Source organism: Pseudomonas sp. NPDC089996 (genome assembly GCF_044748405.1).
Lineage (GTDB): Bacteria > Pseudomonadota > Gammaproteobacteria > Pseudomonadales > Pseudomonadaceae > Aquipseudomonas.
This window is the reverse complement of record NZ_JBIVGA010000001.1, coordinates 524,335-543,233: the sequence shown is the minus strand read 5'-3', so window position 1 is coordinate 543,233 and position 18,899 is coordinate 524,335. Positions and strand designations below refer to the sequence as shown.

Below are 18,899 nucleotides of genomic sequence, written 5' to 3'. Positions count from 1 at the left end.
TCTGAAACTGGTGCGATCGCTGTGGGAGCGGGTTTACCCGCGAAAGGGCCGGTACAGACAACACAGCTTTGATGATGGCAATCCGATAAGCGTCCATTGCACGCCACCCCCGGCTCTGTAACAATCGCGAATAATTATCGTTAGTTAATGCATACGTTCGGGGGGACGCTGCATGTCTTCTGCCCACAGCCCACACGCCAACCTGGTCGGCTCGCTGTACCGCGACCATCGCGGCTGGCTGCTTGCCTGGTTGCAACGCAGCTTGGCCTGCCGCCAGCGCGCCGAAGACCTGAGCCAGGACACCTTCGTGCGCCTGCTCGGCCGTGAGCAGCTGGACACCCCGCGCGAACCGCGGGCCTTCCTCGCCGCCGTGGCCAAGGGCCTGATGTTCGACCACTTCCGCCGCGCCGCGCTGGAACAGGCCTACCTGGCCGAGCTGGCGTCGATCCCCGAAGCCGAACATCCCTCCCCGGAAACCCAGCACCTGATCCTCGAAGACCTCAAGGCCATCGACCGCTTGCTCGGCAAGCTGTCGAGCAAGGCCCGCGCGGCCTTCCTGCACAACCGCCTGGATGGCATGGGCCACGCCGAGATCGCCGAACGCCTGGGCGTTTCGGTGTCACGCGTGCGCCAGTACATCGCCCAGGGCATGCGACAGTGCTACGTGGCCCTGTACGGGGAACCGACGTGAACAGCGCACCGGTTTCGTCGCAGGTGCTGGAAGCCGCCATCGCCTGGAAATTGAGCCTGGACGATGGCAGCGGCACGCCTGACGAGCGCAACGAATTCATCCGCTGGCATGCCGCCAGCGAAGAGCATGCCCGTGCCTGGCACCAGCTCGGCGCCCTCGACCAGCGCGTCAGCGCCGCTGCCGGCCCGGGTCGCCAGGCCCTGCTGCAATCACGCGCCGGCCTGCGCCGGCGCATCGGCAAAGTCGGTGGCGGGCTGGCCGGCATGTTCCTGCTCGGTTCCCTGCTTTCCTGGGTCGGCGCCCCGTCGCTGGCACCCAGCTACTGGCTGGCCGATGAGCGCACCGCCACGGGCGAATTGCGCACCCTGCGCCTGGAAGACGGCACGCTGTTGAGCCTGAACACCCATACCGCCGTCGATATCGACTACCAGGGCGAGCAGCGCCTGATCGTGTTGCACCAGGGTGAAATCTCGGTCGAGACCGGCCATGACGACCCGCGCCCACTGCTGGTGCGCACCGACGATGGCCGCCTGCGGCCACTGGGCACGCGCTTCCTGGTGCGCCGTGAAGACCAGGGCACGCGCCTGGAAGTGCTGCAGTCGTCGGTTGCCGCCATGCCGCATGACAGCGGTGACGAACAGGTGCTGCGCGAGGGCCAGCAGGTGTTGATGAGCAGCAACGGCCTGGGCCGCATAGGCCCGGTGCAAGCCGGGGCCGACGCCTGGACCCGCGGCATGCTGGTGGTCGACAACGTGCGCCTGGCCGACCTGCTGAAACAGCTGGGCCATTACCGCAACGGCCACCTGGGCGTGGCTGATGAAGTGGCCGACCTGCGCGTGACCGGCAGCTTCCCGCTGACCGATACCGACCTGGCCCTGGCCTCGCTGGTGCCGGCGCTGCCGGTGAAGATCGAGCGGCATACGCCGTGGTGGGTGACCGTAATCCCCAAGTAAACCTGTTTCGACCTCTTCGCGGGCAAGCCCGCTCCCACAGGATTTCGCAGCCCTTGAGCACCGTGCACTACCTGTGGGAGCGGGTTTACCCGCGAAAGGGCCGGTGCAGGCAGAAGCCATTTTGAAATAATTCTTACTTTTTTTCCGATTCCCCCTGTCACTTCTGGAATCTCGCTCGGCAAGGAAGCAGTCAGTACCTATCCGTCGAGGAACCGCTGCATGTCCCGTGCCGTTGATCGTATCCTGCGTCCCAGCCTGATGGCCTTGGCCGTCGCCCTGGCCACACCATTGACCAGCCCCGCCCTGTTCGCCGCCGAGCAGTCTGCGCCGCGCGCGTACAACCTGCCCGCCGCACCACTGGCCACCACCCTGAACCAGATCGCCAGCCAGTCGGGCATCGCCCTGGCCATCGACCCGGCGCTGGTCAGCGGCCGCACCTCGGCCCCGGTCAACGGCCAGTACAGTGGCCTCGGTGCCTTGCAGGCAGCCCTGCAGGGCACCGGGCTGCAACTGCAGCAGAGCAGTGTCGGCAGCTACAGCCTGATTGCCGTGCCGGATGGCGCCCTGGCGTTGCCGGAAACCACGGTGAACGCCTCCAGTGCATCGGAAAGCGCCTGGGGCCCGGTAGACGGTTACCTGGCCAAGCGCACCGCTGCGGGCACCAAGACCGACACCGCGCTGGTCGAAGTACCGCGCTCGATCTCCGTGGCCACCCGCCAGCAGATGAGCGACCGCGGCGTGCACAGCCTCGACGACGCCGTGAAATACATGCCGGGCATCGTTTCCGCCAGCTTCGGCAGCGACACCCGCTACGACTGGATGCGCGTGCGTGGTTTCGAGCCGACCCAGTTCCTCGACGGCCTGCCGCTGCCACGCGGTGTGTACGCCAACCCGAAAGCCGAAACCTGGAACCTCGACCGCCTGGCGCTGCTGCGGGGCCCGGCTTCCTCGCTGTATGGCCAGACCCCGCCTGGCGGCCTGCTGGACATGGTCAGCCGCCGCCCCCAGGCCGAAAGCGCCCACGAGATCGAGCTGCAATACGGCAGTGACAACCACCGCCAGATCAACTTTGCCAGCACCGGCAAGATCGATGACCAGGGCCAGTTCCTGTACAGCGTCAGCGGCGTGATTCGCGATGGCGGCACGCAGATCGACCATATTGACGACAAGCGCTACAACATCGCGCCGAGCCTTACCTGGAACATCGACGACGATACCTCGCTGACCCTGCTTACCCAGTTCACCCGCGACGATACTGGCGCCACCAGCCAGTTCCGGCCGATCCAGGGCACCAAGATCGACATGCCGTTCGGCAAGATCAGCCACCACAAGAACCTGGGTGACCCGGACTACGAGTTCTACGACCGCACTTACTATGCGCTGGGTTATGCCTTCGAACACCGCATCAACGATGTCTGGCAGTTCCGTCAGAACTTGCGCTACACCAAGACGGACCTGGCGTTCCAGACCATCACGCCCGGCAGCTACAACGCGACCACACCGCCAGTGCAGGACGATGGCACCGTCAGCCGCATGTCCACCAACACCGATGAAGACATCAGCCAGTTCGCGCTGGACAACAACTTCCAGGCCGACTTCGCCACCGGCGACATCACCCACACCCTGCTGCTTGGCCTGGACCACCAGCGCGTCAACACCAACTACCTGTCGATCTTCGGCTTCAACGTGCCGAACAGCAACGTGATCAACCCGGTTTACGGCGTGCCCATCACCCGCCCGGACCGTTCCACGGCGTTCTACGACTACGACCAGAAAACCTACCAGACTGGCGTGTATGTCCAGGACCAGATGGCCCTCGGCAACTGGCGCCTGACCCTGGGTGGTCGCGAGGACTGGGTGCACACCAGCACCAAGTTCCTCAACCAGGGCGATGCCACCAATACCCAGCGCGACAAGAAGTTCAGCGGCAACGCGGCCATCAGCTACGTGTTTGACTCGGGCTTCGTACCGTACCTGTCGTATGCCGAGTCGTTCCAGCCATCCGCCAACGCCGCCGTGTCCGCCAGCGAATCGTTCAAGCCCACCGAAGGCAAACAGTGGGAACTGGGCGTCAAGTACCAGCCACCAGGCTCCAACACCCTGCTGTCGGCAGCCGTGTATGACCTGACGCAGAAAAACGTCTCGGTTACCAATAACGAGGGCGGCATCACCGTCACCAGCCAGACCGGCGAAGTGAAGGTCCACGGCCTGGAGCTGGAAGCGGTTTCCGACGTCACCGAAAACCTCAAGCTGACCGCGGCCTACACCCTGGCCAAATCGGAAGTTCAGGACGGCCAGTACAAAGGCAACCGCCTGCAGCTGATGCCCAACCAGCAAGCCTCGCTGTGGGCCGATTACACCTGGCACAGTGGCGTGCTCGACGGCTTCGGCATCGGCGCTGGCGCGCGTTACACCGGCAACACCTATGGCGACCAGGCCAACACTTACCTGGGCAAGGCCAACGCCTACACCGTGTACGACGCCTCGGTGCACTACGACCTCGGCCGCCTGAGCAACAGCCTCAAGGGCGCGTCGGTGGCGGTCAACGCGACCAACCTGTTCAACAAGGACTACATTTCGACCTGCGATTCGTTCTATTGCTACTACGGCGACGAGCGTAGCGTCGTGGCCAGTGCTTCCTACAAGTTCTGAGTGAGCTGGGGGCGCTTTGCGCCCCTTTCGCGACACAAGGCCGCTCCTACAAGGGATCGCATTCTCCTGTAGGAGCGGCCTTGTGTCGCGAAAGGGCTGCAACGCAGCCCCACGATTCAACAGACAAAAATCGGTACCGTGATGAAAAGCCCAACCATTCGCCGGTGGTCGGTGATCCACACGTGGAGCAGCCTGGTCTGCACCCTGTTCCTGCTGTTGCTGGCACTCACCGGCCTGCCGCTGATCTTCCACCATGAACTCGAACACCTGCTCGGCGACGCACCCGAACTGCGCGAAATGCCGGCAGGCACCCCGCACCTGGACCTTCAGCAACTCGTGCTCAAGGCCGAACAGCACCGCCCCGGCGAAGTCATGCAGTACTTCGGCTACGACAAGGACGAACCCAATGGCGTGGTGGCCATCACCGCAGCCACCGCCGGCACCGATCCGAATCTGTCCCACACCTTCATGCTCGACGCCCGCACCGGCGAAGCCGTGGCCATGCCCGCTGCCAACGGCGGTTTCATGATGCTCATGCTGCGCCTGCACGTGGACATGTTCGCAGGGCTCCCCGGCAAGCTGCTGCTGGCCTTCATGGGCGTGCTGTTCGTCGTCGCGATCGTCTCCGGCACAGTCCTTTATGCTCCGTTCATGCGCCGCCTGGACTTCGGCACCGTGCGCAACGACAAGTCCCGTCGCCTGCGCTGGCTCGACCTGCACAACCTGATCGGCGTGGTCACCCTGGCCTGGGCCCTGACCGTCGGTGTCACCGGCGTGATCAGCGCCCTCTCCGACCTGGTCATCGCCGCCTGGCGCAACGACAGCCTGGCAGCAATGGTCGCACCCTACCGGGATGCCCCGCCGCTCACCGAGCGTGCACCCGCTACCCGTTTGCTGACCATCGCCGAACAGGCCGCACCCGGCATGCGCCCCGACTTCATTGCCTTCCCCGGCACGCGGTTCTCCAGCGAGCACCACTATGCGGTGTTCATGAACGGCGCCACGCATCTGACCTCGCACCTGTTCACGCCGGTGCTGATCGATGCGCACACCCTCGAGGTGACCGCAGTCGGCGAACGGCCCTGGTACATGGACGCCCTGGGGCTGTCGCAACCTCTGCATTTCGGCGACTACGGCGGCCGCCCGATGCAGGTCCTGTGGGCGCTGCTGGATGTGCTGACCATCATCGTGCTCGGCAGCGGCGTGTACCTGTGGTGGGGCAAGCAACGCCGGACACGGGAGGGCAAAGCATGAACCATCGTTCGCGATCAACCGCCAGGGTGTTCGCCTGGCCGGCCGCCGTCGCCCTGGTTGGCGCCCTGGGGCTGTTCGCCGCCCTGCTCGGTGACGGGGCCTGGGACATGCTTGCCTGGCTCGGCCTTGGTATCCCCGCATGGCTTAGCCTGCGAGGCCTGTGCCGGTGAGGTAAGCGGATAGCGCCCGGGTACCACCCGCTCACCCCAGCATGCCCGCTCCCTGTCACGCGGAGCGGAACATGCTACCCCTACAACGTATCGAACGCCTGCAACAACAGATGCTGGCCATGCTCGAAGCGATGCCAGTCGCCAGCCTGCCACTGCCATCGCGCCAGCACCTGCACGGCGAACTGGCCGGTTACTGGGCCGCCGCCGACAGCCAAGGCCGCTCGCGAGCCCGCCAACTAGCTGACCTGCGCCGGGCAATGATGCATGCCGAAGCTGACCTGCGCCTGGCCGACCAGACCATGAGCGCGGACCTGGCCGCCATTATCGCCACCGTCCTCGATCTCCCCTATGCCTGGCAACGCCGGCATCTGCCACCTGCACAGCGCGCCCAGGCCTACCGCCCGGTGCTGCTGCGCAGCCGTCCGGCATGGCGGGCGGCACTGCCCGGGATGTTCGTGATCGCCACCGCAGGGGAGGAAGGACAAAACCTCGACCCCGACCACACAACTGGCCCGGTACTGCTATTGGGCCTGGCGCAGGGCATGGAGGCCTACGCCACGCTTGGCGAGCTGCATCAGGAGCTGTGCGAGCGCCTGGACGACCCGCTGCAGAGCATGCCGTTGCTACGCTTGCTGGTGAACGACAGGCAGATCGAAAACGCTCTCCAGGCCGATCGCCTGCGTTACGAATGGTACGCCGACGACCCCTTGCAGGCGCAGGCTGACTGCCTGCTGGAAGCCCAGCGCCTGCGCCTTAATCATGCCTGGCCGGCACTGCCGGCAAACGAGCCAGAGCGCGCAGCCGAAAAGTTGCGCCAGGCCATGGCACTGCGCGAGGAGGCCGGCAGCAAGGCACTGCTCGATACCCGCTATGCGGCATTGCTGGAAAGCAACCTGCCCGGCTGGCTGCGCTCGGCATCACCCCAAGCGCTTGCGCATATCATGCAAGGCATGCAGGAGCTGATTGCTACCGGCCAGCAGGTCGCCGCTCCCGGCATTCTCACGCTCAAGCAATTCCGCCAGCACGAAACGCTGCAGGATTGGGCCGGAAGCCGCGTGCGTGACCGCCTGCGCCATGACCTGGGCTTGACCGTGTCGGCTTCGGACATCCTGGTCAATGTCGTGTACACACGTCAGACCGGCCCTTGGCTCAACCCGTTGCAACCTTCGCCCCATGTGACCTGGCGGGGCTTCGAACGGGTGGGCGGTGCATTGGTCGAGGTTATCCATGCAAGCTACCCACTGGATGAGCTTGCCATCCGCAATCTGGCCTGGTTCGACTATGACTACTGGCTGACTGCCAGGGTGACCTCGCGCGATGGCAGCGCTCTGCCAAACAACCTGAATCCGAACTACATCAAGGCGCTGGTCAGAAGCCTCAATGTCGGTGGCAACTATGCCAGTTACTTGCGCACGCAGTTGATCGACTCATCGACCGCCAAGTGGCGGTTGTATGCACACAGCAAGCTCAACCGTGCTCGCATGCGCGCCGAAGCGGCCAAGGCACGCTATGCCGGCCACCTCTCCCGTGATTGGTCGGAGCGGCATTATCGCTGGGTGGAGCACGTGCTGGCGCAACCGCACAATGCCCTTCGTCCTCGTGTGGACGGGCACAGCGTGATTGCCCGCCAGCTGTTGATCCAAGGCAATACGGTACAGGGCGTGCTCTTGCTCGCCAGCAACTCCCGTAATACCCATGACTTCGTGCTCTACACACCGGACGCACCGGACCGGCGCACCTGGCGGTCATTCGCCGGCCCCCGCGCACTGCTGCGGTTGCTGCGCCAAAAGCCGGCGCTGCGCGCCTACCTCGCCCAGCGCCTGCCGCTCCTGCCAGCTATGCAGGTCGAGAAGCTGCTGCTCAAGGGGCGCCTTGGCAAGGTGTTGCGAACACCCGCCATCGACGACGACCTGTTCCTGGCCTGCTACATGGCCGAAGTCCGCGGCATGCTGGCAGCAGCAGACAACAACAGCCACAGCACCGCAGAAGTGAATGCCGAGCAGGCACTTAAACTGGGCTGGACCTTGCTGGACTTGATCAGCCTCTTCCTGCCGATCAAAGTCATGATTCCGCTGGCACTGGGGCGAATGGCACTGGAACTATGGAACGGCATCGAAGGCTACCGCCAGGAGGACCTCAATGGGGTACTCAACCATGCCTACAATGCCCTGAGCCACCTCAACGATGCTGGCACCAGCCTGGCCAGCACTGGGCTCATGCGCCGCATGCTGCGTGGGATGCCCAAGCAACCGCCGCTACCTCTGCCTCCTCGCTTCAGTGTCACCCCCGAAACCAGCAACCTGCGCTATCGCATCGACGGTGTGTACGGCGAGGAAGTCCATGAAAAAACCTCTGCCTTCGACGGCTTGTCCGAATACTTCATCCAGGATGCCCAGGGGCGTTACTTCAAGGTTTCGTTCGATGGCAGCCGCTGGCGGGCCATCGACCCTGACCGGCCGGATGCCTACCTCACGCAGCCGATCAAGCGCCTGGCAGACGGCAACTGGGTCATTGATTCGCCGCTGCTGTGGTACGACGGCCTGCCAGACCTGGCGCGGCTGTTCGACGATTGTCGCCTGCAATTACCGCTGGCCGGCGTATCGACCAACGGGGCCGAGGGCCTGTTCACGCATGATGAACAGCTTTACCTGCAGACACGCAGCGGCCAGCTGCCACTGCGTCGCCACTTGCTGGCCGAGCACTACCACTTGGAGATTCCCGAGGCCAGCAACGCGGGTGTCGTACCTTGGGCCATCCTGCGCTGGCAGGACGGCCAATGGCGCATTCGCGTGCGCCAGGCCGGGCGCAGCAGCGCCTGGCTGGCCCTGCCAGAGGCTTACTCGGTGAGCTTGGGCAACAGGCGATCGAGCCGCTGATGCAGGGCGCTGCCGGTCGGCCAGTTGCGCAGCAGTCGTGCCCGGTCACGGGCATAGGCCGGAGCGAAGCTGAGCTGGGTGGCGTGCTGGCACATGGCGTCGAGGTCGATAAGCGACCACTGGCCCTTGTCCCAGAACAGGTTGTGCCCTTTGAAGTCGCCATGGCTGATGCGCTCGCGTATCAGCCGTTGCATCACCTGCACCAGGGCATCGACCTGCTCCTCAGGGGCATCGCCGTTGTCCACGTAGGGGGCGAAGCACGCAGCAAGGTCCGGGCCGTCGACATATTCGGTGACCAGATAGGCACGACTGCGCAGGCCCATCACACGCTGTTCGAGCACCGCCAACGGGCGCGGCGTGGCGATATCCAGAAACTCCAGGCGATGCCCTTCGATCCAGGAATGCCAGGCGCGGCTCGGTCGCCAGAAACGCTTGAACCAGTGTGCGGTGTTCTTGATGTTGTAGCGTTTGAGCACCAGCTTGCGGCCGTTCACCTCGATGCGAGCCACGCTGGCCGCACCACCGGTCTTGTACAGGTGACCCTTGTCGATCAGCGCGTCGGCCTGCTCCAGAACCGGCAGCATGGCCTCCACCTCGCTGCGGCGGATCGCCCGCAGGCCTGAAAGGCTGCGCTCGACACTGAACAGGCTGCATTCGCGGCCGGCCTTTTCCAGGTAATCCTTCTGCCGCCAGTTGCGCACCTTGTCGACCTGCTTCTGCAGCGCTTCCAGCGGCAGCGCGTGCTCGGCGTTGGCCAGCAGGTAGTGCACCAGCAGCTCTTCGATGAACGGCTCCAGGCGCTTGGGCAACTGGGCGAAGAACACCCCGAGGTTCTCCAGCACGCGCGGGCGTGAGAGCTGCTGGCCGGGCGTCTCGGCCTTGATACCGGCACCGTCGATCAGGTACAGCTTGCCGCCGTGGCGCAGCAAGTTATCCAGGTGCAGGTCTTCCTGCCACAGGCCTTGTGCATGCATCTGTGCCACAGCCGTGAGGGCTTCGCCCAGCACCTGGTGCTGCTCGTCTGCCAGCACTGGCAGGTTTTCCACTGCGGCCCAGGCGTCGGCCAGGCTCTGGGCGCCATCGAGAAATTCGAACAACAGCCAGCCACCCTCGCCTTCGTCGAGGCCGTCAGCGAGCAGTTGCGGCGTGGTCAGGCCCTCTTTGGCGAGCAACTTCACGCCATCGAGTTCGCGCTGGAAATGCCGTGCGGCATTGCCGCCGACCAGCAACTTGGCCAGCACCGGCGTGCCACGCCAGATGCCGGCGCCAACGTAGCGCTGGCCAGGCAACACCCGCAGCAGGCTGAGCAGTTGCAGGTCAGCCGTGCCGGCGGCATCGGCCAGGGTAATGTTCAGCGGTAGCGACGGGCTGCGCCCGGCCGCCTTGAGTTCAGACAAACGCATCAGCGGGCCTCTTTTTCACGACGGCGTTGCGTCAGGCGTTGCAGCCAGGTACCGACCAGGGCGCTGTCGGCAGGCTGCTGCAGATAGGCGGCCAGCAACTGTCGCACGTCTGCCTCGCTCCAGGGGCGGGCGCGGCGCAGCAGCGGCTCCAGGTCCCGCAGGCGGTCGCGCATGCCGAACAGCAGCGGCCGGGTCTTTTCCAGGTCGATCAGTTGCGCTTCCCAGCCTTCGCGGCGTTGGCGAAGGAAGATGTGCTTGGGATAGAAGCAGCCGTGCACCTGGCCGGCACCGTGCAGGGTGCGCGCCAACTGGCCACAGGCCTTGAGGATGCCCGCCCGGGCCTCATCAGCCAGCTGCGGCCACTGCGCCAGCAGGCTCTCCAGGTCGCTCCACTCGTCCAGTGCACGGGTCATCAGGATCGCCCGATGCTGGCCGCTGTGCTTGCGCTCGCCGTAGAACACGGCCTGCAAGGCCGGGATGCGCAGCTTCTGGTAGCGGCTGATGTTGCGGAACTCGCGGGCGAAGGTCGGCTCGCCAAACGGCCGGTGCAAGGTGCGGGTCAGGTAGTCGCTCTGGCGCTTGAGGTAATAGCCTTTGCCTTCGAGCTCCAGGCGGTACACGCTGCTCCAGCCGCCGCGACCGGTGTTGGGTTCGTCCACGGCGTCGAGCTGCAGCGCCCACAGCGCTTCGAAGTCGTTCAAGCCATGGCGCTTGAGCAGCGCGAGGTCCGCGCTGGCCAGGTAATCGGTCATTCCCTTCCCTCGAAGAAACTCAGCACCTGGCGAATACGCTGCTTGTCGCGCACATTCAGGCGCTGGCGCCCACGGTACTGCAGGTAGAAGCGCAGGCGCTGGGTCGCCGACAGGTGATACTTGGCCACCTTGTCCAGGCAGGCCAGGTCTTTGATCATGCGGTGGCGCCACATGAAGCCACGCCAGAAGTCGCCGGTCGGGCAGTCGATGAAGAATAGCGTGCCCATATCATCGACCAGCAGGTTGCGCCACTTCAGGTCGTTGTGGGCGAAACGGTGCTCGTGCATCACCCGGGTGTGACGCGCCAGCTGGCGGCTCACCTTGTCGACCCAGACACGGTCGGCCAGGCGTGGGTCGTTGCGCTCGGCCAGGGCCGAAAGGTCTTCGGTACGCGGCAGTTCGCGGGTGATCATGGCACCACGGCCAAAGGCCAGGCCTTTGCGTTCCAGGCCCCAGGCCACCACTTCGGCAGTAGGGATTTCCCACTTGGCGAACTGCTTGAGGTTCTGCCATTCGGCCTTGATGCGCGGGCGGCCCAGGTAGCGGCGCATGTGCTTGCCGGCACCGGTGTAGCGTTTGACGTAGTAATTGACCCCGTCACGCTCGATGCGGATGACCTCGCTGAGCGGGTCGCGGGTGAGCCGTTCACCCTTCAGGGCAAACACCGCCTCGAGGCTGCCGAAGTCCGACGCCAGATGTGCGTAGCCTGGCGCCAGTGTCCAACCCGCCATCAGAGTGCATCCCCATAGCGTTGCTTGCGATCGTAAAGCTTCTGCGCCTTGCGTTCGAGCCAGGCGAGCAGCGCGGCCTCTTCAGCCAGTATCTGCCGCAGCGGCCGCTGGAAGTAACCGCGCAGGAAACGCAGCTTGTCGCGCCGGGTAAGGCCGATGTCCAGTGCCGAGAAATACAGGGCGGCCAGGTCCTTGTCGCGCCAGCGCCGGCTGATTTTCGCTCGGGTCTGCGCACGGTGCAGGTCGATCACCGACAGTTTGAAGCCTTCCGGCGTCACCGGCCGGTCCGTGTGCAGCAGGAAGTGACAGATGTAGCAGTCGCGGTGGTTGACCCCGGCGCGGTGCATGCCGCCGGTCATCTTCGCCACTTCAGCGATCAGCGCGCGCTTGAGCCGCGGCTCGGGCGGGTTCCTGACCCAGTCGATGCTGAAGTCTTCCAGGCTGATGGTTGGCGCCAGTTCTTCGGTGACGATGAACGAGTGCTGGCTGGCCGGGTTGCTGCCACGCTCGCCGTACGCCACGGCAGTCATGGTCGGCACGCCGACTTCATGCAGGCGCTGGATGGCCTGCCATTCCTGGCCGGCACCGAGCACCGGCAGCTTGGCGGTAAACAGGTTCTTGAAGATCTCGCCCCAGCCGATGCCGCGGTGGATCTTGACGAAGAAGCCTTCGCCATCGACCTCGGTGCGCAGCGTACGGCGGCCTTCCAGCTCGCGATAGACCTCGCCTTGCAGGGCTTCCACGGCATCGAAGGGGTCTCGCCCGGCCCACAGGTGCTTGAAAGGTTCGGCCACTATCAGCTTCATGCGGTCTCCTGCCCCAGGATCACATCGGCAGCATGCTGCGGCATGCTGTACAGGTCGGCGCTGTCGGCAAAGGCCAGGCCGTTGCGAGCCCAGTTGGCGCGGGCCTGACCGTCTTCCAGCATGCGCTGCAGATAGTCATTGAGCTGTTCCTGTTCGAACGGCTCGTCCAGTACCAGGCCGCTGTCGGCCTCGGCGATGTAGTGGGCGTAACCGCAGACCTTGGACACCAGCACCGGCAGGCCGGCCACCAGGGCTTCGAGCAGTACCGTGCCGGTGTTCTCGTTGTAGGCCGGGTGGATCAGCAGGTCGGCGCCCAGCAGGAAACGCGGGATGTCGCTGCGGCCCTTGAGGAACTGCACCTGCTCGCCAAGGCCCAGGGCAGCGCTCTGCAGCTGGAATACCTTGGGGTCGTCCTGGCCGATGACCATCAGCCTGGTCCGCTTGCGCAGCGCCGAGGGCAGCGCGGCCAGGGCCTTGAGGCTGCGGTCGACGCCCTTGGTCTTGAAGCCCGAGCCAATCTGTACCAGCAGCAGGTCATCATCGCCCAGGTTGAATTCCTTGCGGAATTCGGCGCGGATCTCGGCGGCATTGGCCGGCGCGCGGCGGTCCTGGGAGATGCCGGGTGGCAGCAGGTGAAAACGCTCCACCGGGGTGCCGTAGTGCTTGATGAACAGCGGCTGCTGCACTTCGGAAATCATCAGTACTTCGGTGCGCGCGGCCTTGTCGAACACCGCACGCTCGTACTCGGCGAAATGCCGGTAGCGGCCCCAGCGCCGGTACAGGCCGCCGCGCAAGGTCTGCGCCTTGTCTTCGAAGCAGCCGTCGGCAGCGTAGTAGACGTCCAGCCCCGGCATCTTGTTGAAGCCGATCAGGCGGTCGACCGGGCGCTTGGCCAGGTCCGCTTCCATCCAGGCGCTGAGCTTCTCGTTGCGCCGATGGTTGAAGATCGCCTTGACCGGCGCCACCAGCACCTCGAAACCTGGCGGGATGTCGCCTTCCCAGATCAGCGTGTACACGCGGATCTGGTGGCCCCGCTTCTGGCATTCCAGGGCAATGCGCATGAAGTCGCGCTGCAACCCACCGAAGGGGAAATATTTGTAAAGCACGAAAGCCAGTTGCATCAACGAACATCCTCAGCCAGCAGCAGCGCGCTCAGGCGGCTCGCTACATGCTCGGGATTCAGGCGAGTGAAGCACAGCGGCCACTCGCGTTTCAGATCGAACCGGCGCAGGTCATCGGCGCTCGGTTTGTAAGTGCATTTCTTCTGCAGGCACGGCGCACAAGGGAAATCGCTGGCCTGGTGAACCTGCACGCGGCCGTAGGCGCCGGTCAGCCCCGGGTTGGTCGGGCCGAACAGCGAAATGGTCGGCACATCCAGCGCTGCGGCCAGGTGGCCGAGGCCGGTATCCACCGCCACGCAGGCCTTGGCCGCCGCCAGCACACGGGCGACACCGGCAAGGTTCAATTTGGGGAGCACCTGGCAGTTGTTCAAGCCCTGAGCGATGCGCTCGGCGCGGGCCTTCTCGGCCGGGTTGCCCCACGGCAGGCGCACCTGCAGCTTGCGCCGGCCCAGGCGTTCGGCCAGTTCGCGCCAGTAGGCTTCTGGCCAGTGCTTGGTCGCCCAGGTAGTGCCATGCAGGAACACCACGTAGGGCGCCGCCGGTGGCAGCTGCAGGCGGTCGAGGTCGAGGCCGTAATTACCGATGCCTTCTGGCAGGTCGTAGGCCAGGGCCATGGCGAACAGCTGGCGCACCCGCTCCACGGCATGCTGGCCGACGGCAACCGACAACGGCCGGTCGTAGAAGCGGCTGGCCCAGCCTTCACGGGCCGAGAAGCGATCCAGGCCGGCGACCGGCGCCTTGACGTAGCGGGTCAGCCAGGCCGACTTGACCAAGCCCTGGGCATCGATCACCAGGTCATATTCGTGCTGGCGAATGCGCTGTTTGAACGCCTTCCACTCGCCACTCTTGATCGTCTGCCAGATGTTCTTGCGCCAGCGGCGGATCGCCACCGGGATGACCTGGTCGACTGCCGGGTGCCAGCTGGGGATCTCGGCGAAGCCTTCTTCCACCACCCAGTCGAAGCGGATACCCGGGATCGCCTGGGCCGCGTCGGTAAGCGCCGGCAGGGTGTGGATCACATCACCCAGCGACGAAGTCTTGATGATCAGTACCCGCACTTAGTCGACCTCGGCCACGGTATCGATCAGGTTCGGCCCACCCAGGCTGTAGAGGGCGGCGATGACCTGGCCAGGTTCCAGCAGGCGCAGGCAGTTGTAATGGCCGAAGCGGCAGGTGCGGTCGAAGCACGGGCTGCACTCGATGCCGGTGCGTACCACTTCCACCTTTTCCGCTAACGGCGGCGTGAAGCCTGGCGAGGTGGAGCCGTACACCGCGACCAGCGGGCGGTTCAACGCAGCAGCCACGTGCATCAGGCCGGAATCGTTGGAGACCACGGCATCGGCGCAGGACATCAGGTCGATGGCCTCGGCCAACGAGGTTTCACCCGCCAGGTTGTACGACTCTTCACGCAGGCCCGGGATCAGGCGATCGCGGATCTGCTCGCCGACCGGGTGGTCGTTCTTCGAGCCGAACAGCCACACCTGCCAGCCCTGGCGGACCATCGCGTCGGCCACGGCGGCGTAGTGCTCGGACGGCCAGCGCTTGGCCTCGCCGAACTCGGCGCCAGGGCACAGCGCCAGCACCGGGCGGTCAAGCGCCAGGCCGAACTTGGCCAGCGCCGCTTCGCGGCTCTGCGCTTCGATCCTCAGGCTTGGCCGCGGATATGGCTGCGGCAATTCGGCGCCGGGCGCGAAGGCCAGCGCCATGAAGCGCTCGATCATCAGCGGGTAGCGGGCCTTGTCCAGCTTGCGCACATCGTTGAGCAGGCCGAAACGCATTTCGCCACGCCAACCGGTGCGCTTGGGGATGCCGGCAAAGAACGGCACCAGCGCCGATTTCAGCGAGTTGGGCAGCAGGATGGCCTGGTCGTACTGGCCGGCCAGGGACTTGCCGATGCGCCGCCGCGTGGCCAGCTCCAGCGCGCCGTGGCCGAGCGGGAAGCTCAAGGCCTGGCGCACTTCGGGCATGCGTTCGAGGATCGGCCGGCTCCACTCGGGGGCCAGCACGTCGATCACGCAGTCGGGGTGCTGCATTTTCAGGCACTGGAACAGGGTCTGCGCCATCACCATGTCGCCGACCCAGCTGGGGCCAATGATCAGTATTCTCATGCTTAGTCCAGAAACGCTCGGGGAGGCTACAGGCTGCTTACAGCCTGGCCTCCCCTCTTTATATTCAGGCTATGTGGCGGACAGTGTACCACCGGGGCACCGCTGGGGCCGCTTCGCGGCCCTTTCGCGACACGAGGCCGCTCCTACAAGGGAATGCGACCTCCTGTAGGAGCGGCCTTGCGTCGCGAAAGGGCCGCAAAGCGGCCCCAACATTATCAAGTCAAGCCCAGTTCACCCCAGATCCGCCGCACTTCGCGGCGCTCATCGGCAAACTGCGCCGCATCGATCACCCCGGCCTGCTTCTGCAGGGCCTGGCGGTGCGATGCCGAGCGGAACGCCTTGTACACCTCACGCAACAGTACCGCGTCACTGGCCGGCATCAACCCGGCCTGCTCCAGCTCTTCCAGAATGCGGATGTTATCGGTCCATCGGAGTATCGCCGGGTGCTCGTGAGACCAGGCCAAAGCGGCGTATTGCACCATAAATTCGATATCGACGATACCGCCGGCATCCTGCTTGATATCGAACGCCACACCGGCATCGAAAGCATTGGCCGCAGTACCGGCAAGCGTGGCCTTGGTGCCGAGGTTGTCGCGCATCTTGGCGCGCATCTCGCTCACTTCGCCGCGCAACTTGCCCAGGTCGCGGGCCTGGCCCAGGACCTTGGCGCGCACGCCCTCGAACGCCGTCGCCACCTGTTTGCAGCCCACCAGCACACGGGCGCGCACCAGGGCCTGATGCTCCCAGGTCCAGGCCTCGTTCTGCTGATAACGCTCGAACGCCCCCAGCGAGCTGACCAGCAACCCCGCCGCGCCAGACGGGCGCAGGCGCATGTCGACGTCGTACAGCTGGCCAGAGTTGGTCTGGGTGGTCAGCAGGTGGATGATGCGCTGGCCCAGACGGGTGAAGAACTGCGCACTGTCGATCGGCTTGGCGCCGTCGGTTTCCGCTTGCGGGTCGCCGTCGTGGATGAACACCAGGTCCAGGTCCGAGCCATGGCCCAGCTCCAGGCCGCCGACCTTGCCATAACCAATGATGATGAAGCCCGGGTCGCACAGGCTGCCGTCGCTGCGCCTGGGCTGGCCATGGCGGGCGACGGTCTGGCGCCAGGCCAGGGCCAACACCTGGTCGAGAATGGCTTCGGCCAGCCAGGTCAGGTAATCGCTGACTTTCATCAGCGGCAGGTTGCCACTGATCTCGGACGCCGCCACACGCAGGCTGTGGGCCAGCTTGAAGTGGCGCAGCGCTTCCATCTGCTGCTCGAGGTCGTCCTCGGGGATGCGCGTCAGCCGCTCGCGCAGCTCGGCAGCCAGCTCCGGCGCCAGTGGTGGGCTGAACAGGCGGCCTTCATTGAGCAGTTCGTCGAGCAGCAACGGGTAGCGGGCGATCTGCTCGGCGATCCACGGGCTGGCCGCGCACAGGGTCAGCAAGCGCCGCAGGGCACCGGGGTTTTCGGTCAGCAGCACCAGGTAGGCCGAACGCCGTGCCACGGCTTCCACCAGCGGCAGCACGCGCTCCAGCACCAAATCCGGGTTGTCGTGTTCCACGGCCTGGGCCAGCAGGCGTGGGATGAAGGCATCCAGGCGCTCACGGCCGATGCGCTGCATCGACCTAAGCTGCGGGCTGGCACGCAAGCCGGCCAGGCGGCGCAGGGCTTCGGCCGGCTGCTTGAAACCGGCCTCTTCCAGCTGGCGGCAAGCCGCCTCTTCATCCTGGGCCTGTTCCCACAATGGCGACCACTCGCCACCCACCACCAGCTCGCCTTCGCCTTCGTCCTCATCCGGGTCGGCGATGACCTGACGGAAGTGCCAGTCGATTCGGCCGCGCCAGTGCATCAACTGGTCGTGGAAGCTCTGCCAGTCGGCAAAACCGAGAATATAGGCGACCCGCTCACGGTCCAGTTCGCTGTCCGGCAGCATCTGTGTCTGGCGGTCGGCGATGGCCTGAATCGCGTGCTCGGTGTAACGCAGGAATTCATACCCTTCGCGCAGCTCCGCCACCACTGCCGGGGGCAGGTAACCCTGGCCTTCCAGGGTGGCCAGCACCTTGAGCAGCGGCCGCTGCTGCAGGCTCAGGTCGCGCCCGCCGTGGATCAGCTGGAAGGCCTGGGCGATGAACTCGACTTCGCGAATCCCCCCCGCGCCAAGCTTGATGTTCTCGGCCATGCCCTTGCGCCGCACTTCCTGCTGAATCAGCTGCTTCATGGTGCGCAGTGCTTCGATCGCCGAGAAGTCCAGGTAACGCCGGTACACGAACGGCCGCAGCATTTCCTGCAGTTGCGCGCCCGCAGCCTGATCGCCGGCCACCACCCGCGCCTTGATCATCGCGTAGCGTTCCCAGTCCCGCCCCTGGTCCTGGTAGTACTGCTCCAGCGCATTGAAGCTGAGCACCAGCGCGCCAGCCGAGCCGTAAGGGCGCAGGCGCATGTCGACGCGGAACACGAAGCCGTCGACGGTGACCGGGTCGAGTGCCTTGATCAGGCGCTGGCCCAGGCGGGTGAAGAACTCCTGGTTCTCCAGCGAGCGCTTGACCCCTTGGGTTTCGCCTCCTTCGGGAAAACCGAAGATCAGGTCGATGTCCGATGACAGGTTCAGTTCCACCGCACCCAGCTTGCCCATGCCCAGCACTACCATGTGCTGCGGCTGGCCGCTGCGGTTGCCGATCGGCGTGCCGAACTGCTGGCAGTGGCGCGGGTACAGCCACTGATAGGCTTCGTCGATGGCCGCATCGGCGAGGTCGGACAGGTCGCGGCAGGTCTCGCCCAGCTCGGCCTGGCGGGTGATGTCGCGCCAGATGATCCGCAACTGCTGGCGGTTGCGCTCGCGGCGCAGGTTGCGCGCCAGTTCGTCTTCACTCTGCGCGGCCTGGGCAGCGGCGGCAATTTGCCCGCGCAGCTCGCCAGGGGCGTAACGGCGGCCCAGTTCACCGCTGGCGATCAGGGCGAACAACATGGCCGGTTCGCGCTGGGCCAGGCCGAGGACGAAGTCGCTGGCGGCGGCAACCTGATCGAACTGTTGGCGGTGCAGCGGGGTCCAGGACTGCAGGTCGAGTTCAGCGTGGCCGGCCACGGCATCGCTCAGAAACTGCTGGTTGCGAACGACCAGCGGTTGCAGGGAAGCAGGCAGTTCGAGCGGCAAAGGCAGGCGCATGGGCTATCCTTGATCGGCGTGAAATGGAGGGGTAAAAGCGGTCAAACGGAAGCCGGACCACGGTTGGACTGTCGTACAAAAGTTGGAAATAGCTGAAAAAAACGAATCATTGGCAAGAAACATCAAGATTCACCTGTTCGTGGCACACCGCCAACCAACATGAACGTTTTTCCTCACAAGCAGAGGTGCGACCAAACGTCGCATTTGTGTAGTTTTACTACTACCCATGGCGT

General features: G+C 65.0%; 14 protein-coding genes. 6 read left to right on the top strand and 8 right to left on the bottom strand.

What is annotated here, in order from left to right; all coding sequences use genetic code 11:
- The first annotated feature begins 172 nt into the window (after positions 1–172).
- The 6 genes from ACIPW4_RS02530 to ACIPW4_RS02505 all read left to right on the top strand — a co-directional run bounded on the left by ACIPW4_RS02530 (position 173) and on the right by ACIPW4_RS02505 (position 8,596).
- Positions 173–691, top strand: a complete 519-nt coding sequence (locus tag ACIPW4_RS02530; protein WP_400654470.1) for an RNA polymerase sigma factor — start codon at positions 173–175, stop codon at positions 689–691.
- Positions 688–1,644: a FecR domain-containing protein gene (locus tag ACIPW4_RS02525; protein WP_400654468.1), complete on the top strand. Its 957-nt coding sequence runs from the start codon at positions 688–690 to the stop codon at positions 1,642–1,644. The genes ACIPW4_RS02530 and ACIPW4_RS02525 overlap by 4 nt, the downstream gene beginning before the upstream one ends.
- A gap of 219 nt (positions 1,645–1,863) precedes the next feature.
- Positions 1,864–4,296 carry a TonB-dependent siderophore receptor gene (locus ACIPW4_RS02520; RefSeq protein WP_400654467.1) on the top strand — a complete coding sequence of 811 codons (2,433 nt, stop codon included), beginning with the start codon at positions 1,864–1,866 and terminating at the stop codon, positions 4,294–4,296.
- A gap of 141 nt (positions 4,297–4,437) precedes the next feature.
- The gene (locus ACIPW4_RS02515) at positions 4,438–5,550 is read left to right on the top strand and encodes a PepSY-associated TM helix domain-containing protein (protein WP_400654465.1); all 1,113 of its coding nucleotides are present in this window, start codon (positions 4,438–4,440) and stop codon (positions 5,548–5,550) included.
- On the top strand, positions 5,547–5,720 hold the full coding sequence (locus ACIPW4_RS02510; protein WP_400654463.1) for a hypothetical protein: 174 nt from the start codon (positions 5,547–5,549) through the stop codon (positions 5,718–5,720). Before ACIPW4_RS02515 ends, ACIPW4_RS02510 begins: the two co-directional genes overlap by 4 nt.
- Positions 5,721–5,791: 71 nt before the next feature.
- A complete protein-coding gene (locus ACIPW4_RS02505; protein ID WP_400654462.1) occupies positions 5,792–8,596 on the top strand; it encodes a dermonecrotic toxin domain-containing protein in 2,805 nt (934 codons plus the stop codon).
- On the opposite strand, the gene ACIPW4_RS02500 is transcribed toward ACIPW4_RS02505, so the two are convergent.
- The 8 genes from ACIPW4_RS02500 to glnE form a co-directional block, all read right to left on the bottom strand.
- The gene (locus tag ACIPW4_RS02500; RefSeq protein WP_400654460.1) at positions 8,557–9,999 is read right to left on the bottom strand and encodes a lipopolysaccharide kinase InaA family protein; all 1,443 of its coding nucleotides are present in this window, start codon (positions 9,997–9,999) and stop codon (positions 8,557–8,559) included. The genes ACIPW4_RS02505 and ACIPW4_RS02500 overlap by 40 nt on opposite strands.
- Positions 9,999–10,751: a lipopolysaccharide kinase InaA family protein gene (locus ACIPW4_RS02495; RefSeq protein WP_400654458.1), complete on the bottom strand. Its 753-nt coding sequence runs from the start codon at positions 10,749–10,751 to the stop codon at positions 9,999–10,001. The genes ACIPW4_RS02500 and ACIPW4_RS02495 overlap by 1 nt, the downstream gene beginning before the upstream one ends.
- Positions 10,748–11,482, bottom strand: coding sequence for a lipopolysaccharide kinase InaA family protein (locus ACIPW4_RS02490; protein ID WP_400654456.1), 735 nt, complete (start codon positions 11,480–11,482; stop codon positions 10,748–10,750). Before ACIPW4_RS02490 ends, ACIPW4_RS02495 begins: the two co-directional genes overlap by 4 nt.
- Positions 11,482–12,288 (bottom strand): lipopolysaccharide core heptose(I) kinase RfaP, encoded by an 807-nt coding sequence (gene rfaP / locus ACIPW4_RS02485; RefSeq protein ID WP_400654454.1) that lies wholly within the window; start codon positions 12,286–12,288, stop codon positions 11,482–11,484. The genes ACIPW4_RS02490 and rfaP overlap by 1 nt, the downstream gene beginning before the upstream one ends.
- On the bottom strand, positions 12,285–13,409 hold the full coding sequence (locus ACIPW4_RS02480) for a glycosyltransferase family 4 protein (protein ID WP_400654452.1): 1,125 nt from the start codon (positions 13,407–13,409) through the stop codon (positions 12,285–12,287). The genes rfaP and ACIPW4_RS02480 overlap by 4 nt, the downstream gene beginning before the upstream one ends.
- Positions 13,409–14,467 (bottom strand): lipopolysaccharide heptosyltransferase I, encoded by a 1,059-nt coding sequence (gene waaC / locus ACIPW4_RS02475; protein ID WP_400654450.1) that lies wholly within the window; start codon positions 14,465–14,467, stop codon positions 13,409–13,411. Before waaC ends, ACIPW4_RS02480 begins: the two co-directional genes overlap by 1 nt.
- Entirely contained in the window at positions 14,468–15,517 is a 1,050-nt protein-coding gene (waaF, locus tag ACIPW4_RS02470; protein ID WP_400654449.1) for a lipopolysaccharide heptosyltransferase II, read from the bottom strand.
- Positions 15,518–15,732: 215 nt separating this feature from the next.
- On the bottom strand, positions 15,733–18,666 hold the full coding sequence (glnE, locus tag ACIPW4_RS02465; RefSeq protein ID WP_400654447.1) for a bifunctional [glutamate--ammonia ligase]-adenylyl-L-tyrosine phosphorylase/[glutamate--ammonia-ligase] adenylyltransferase: 2,934 nt from the start codon (positions 18,664–18,666) through the stop codon (positions 15,733–15,735).
- Positions 18,667–18,899: the final 233 nt, after the last annotated feature.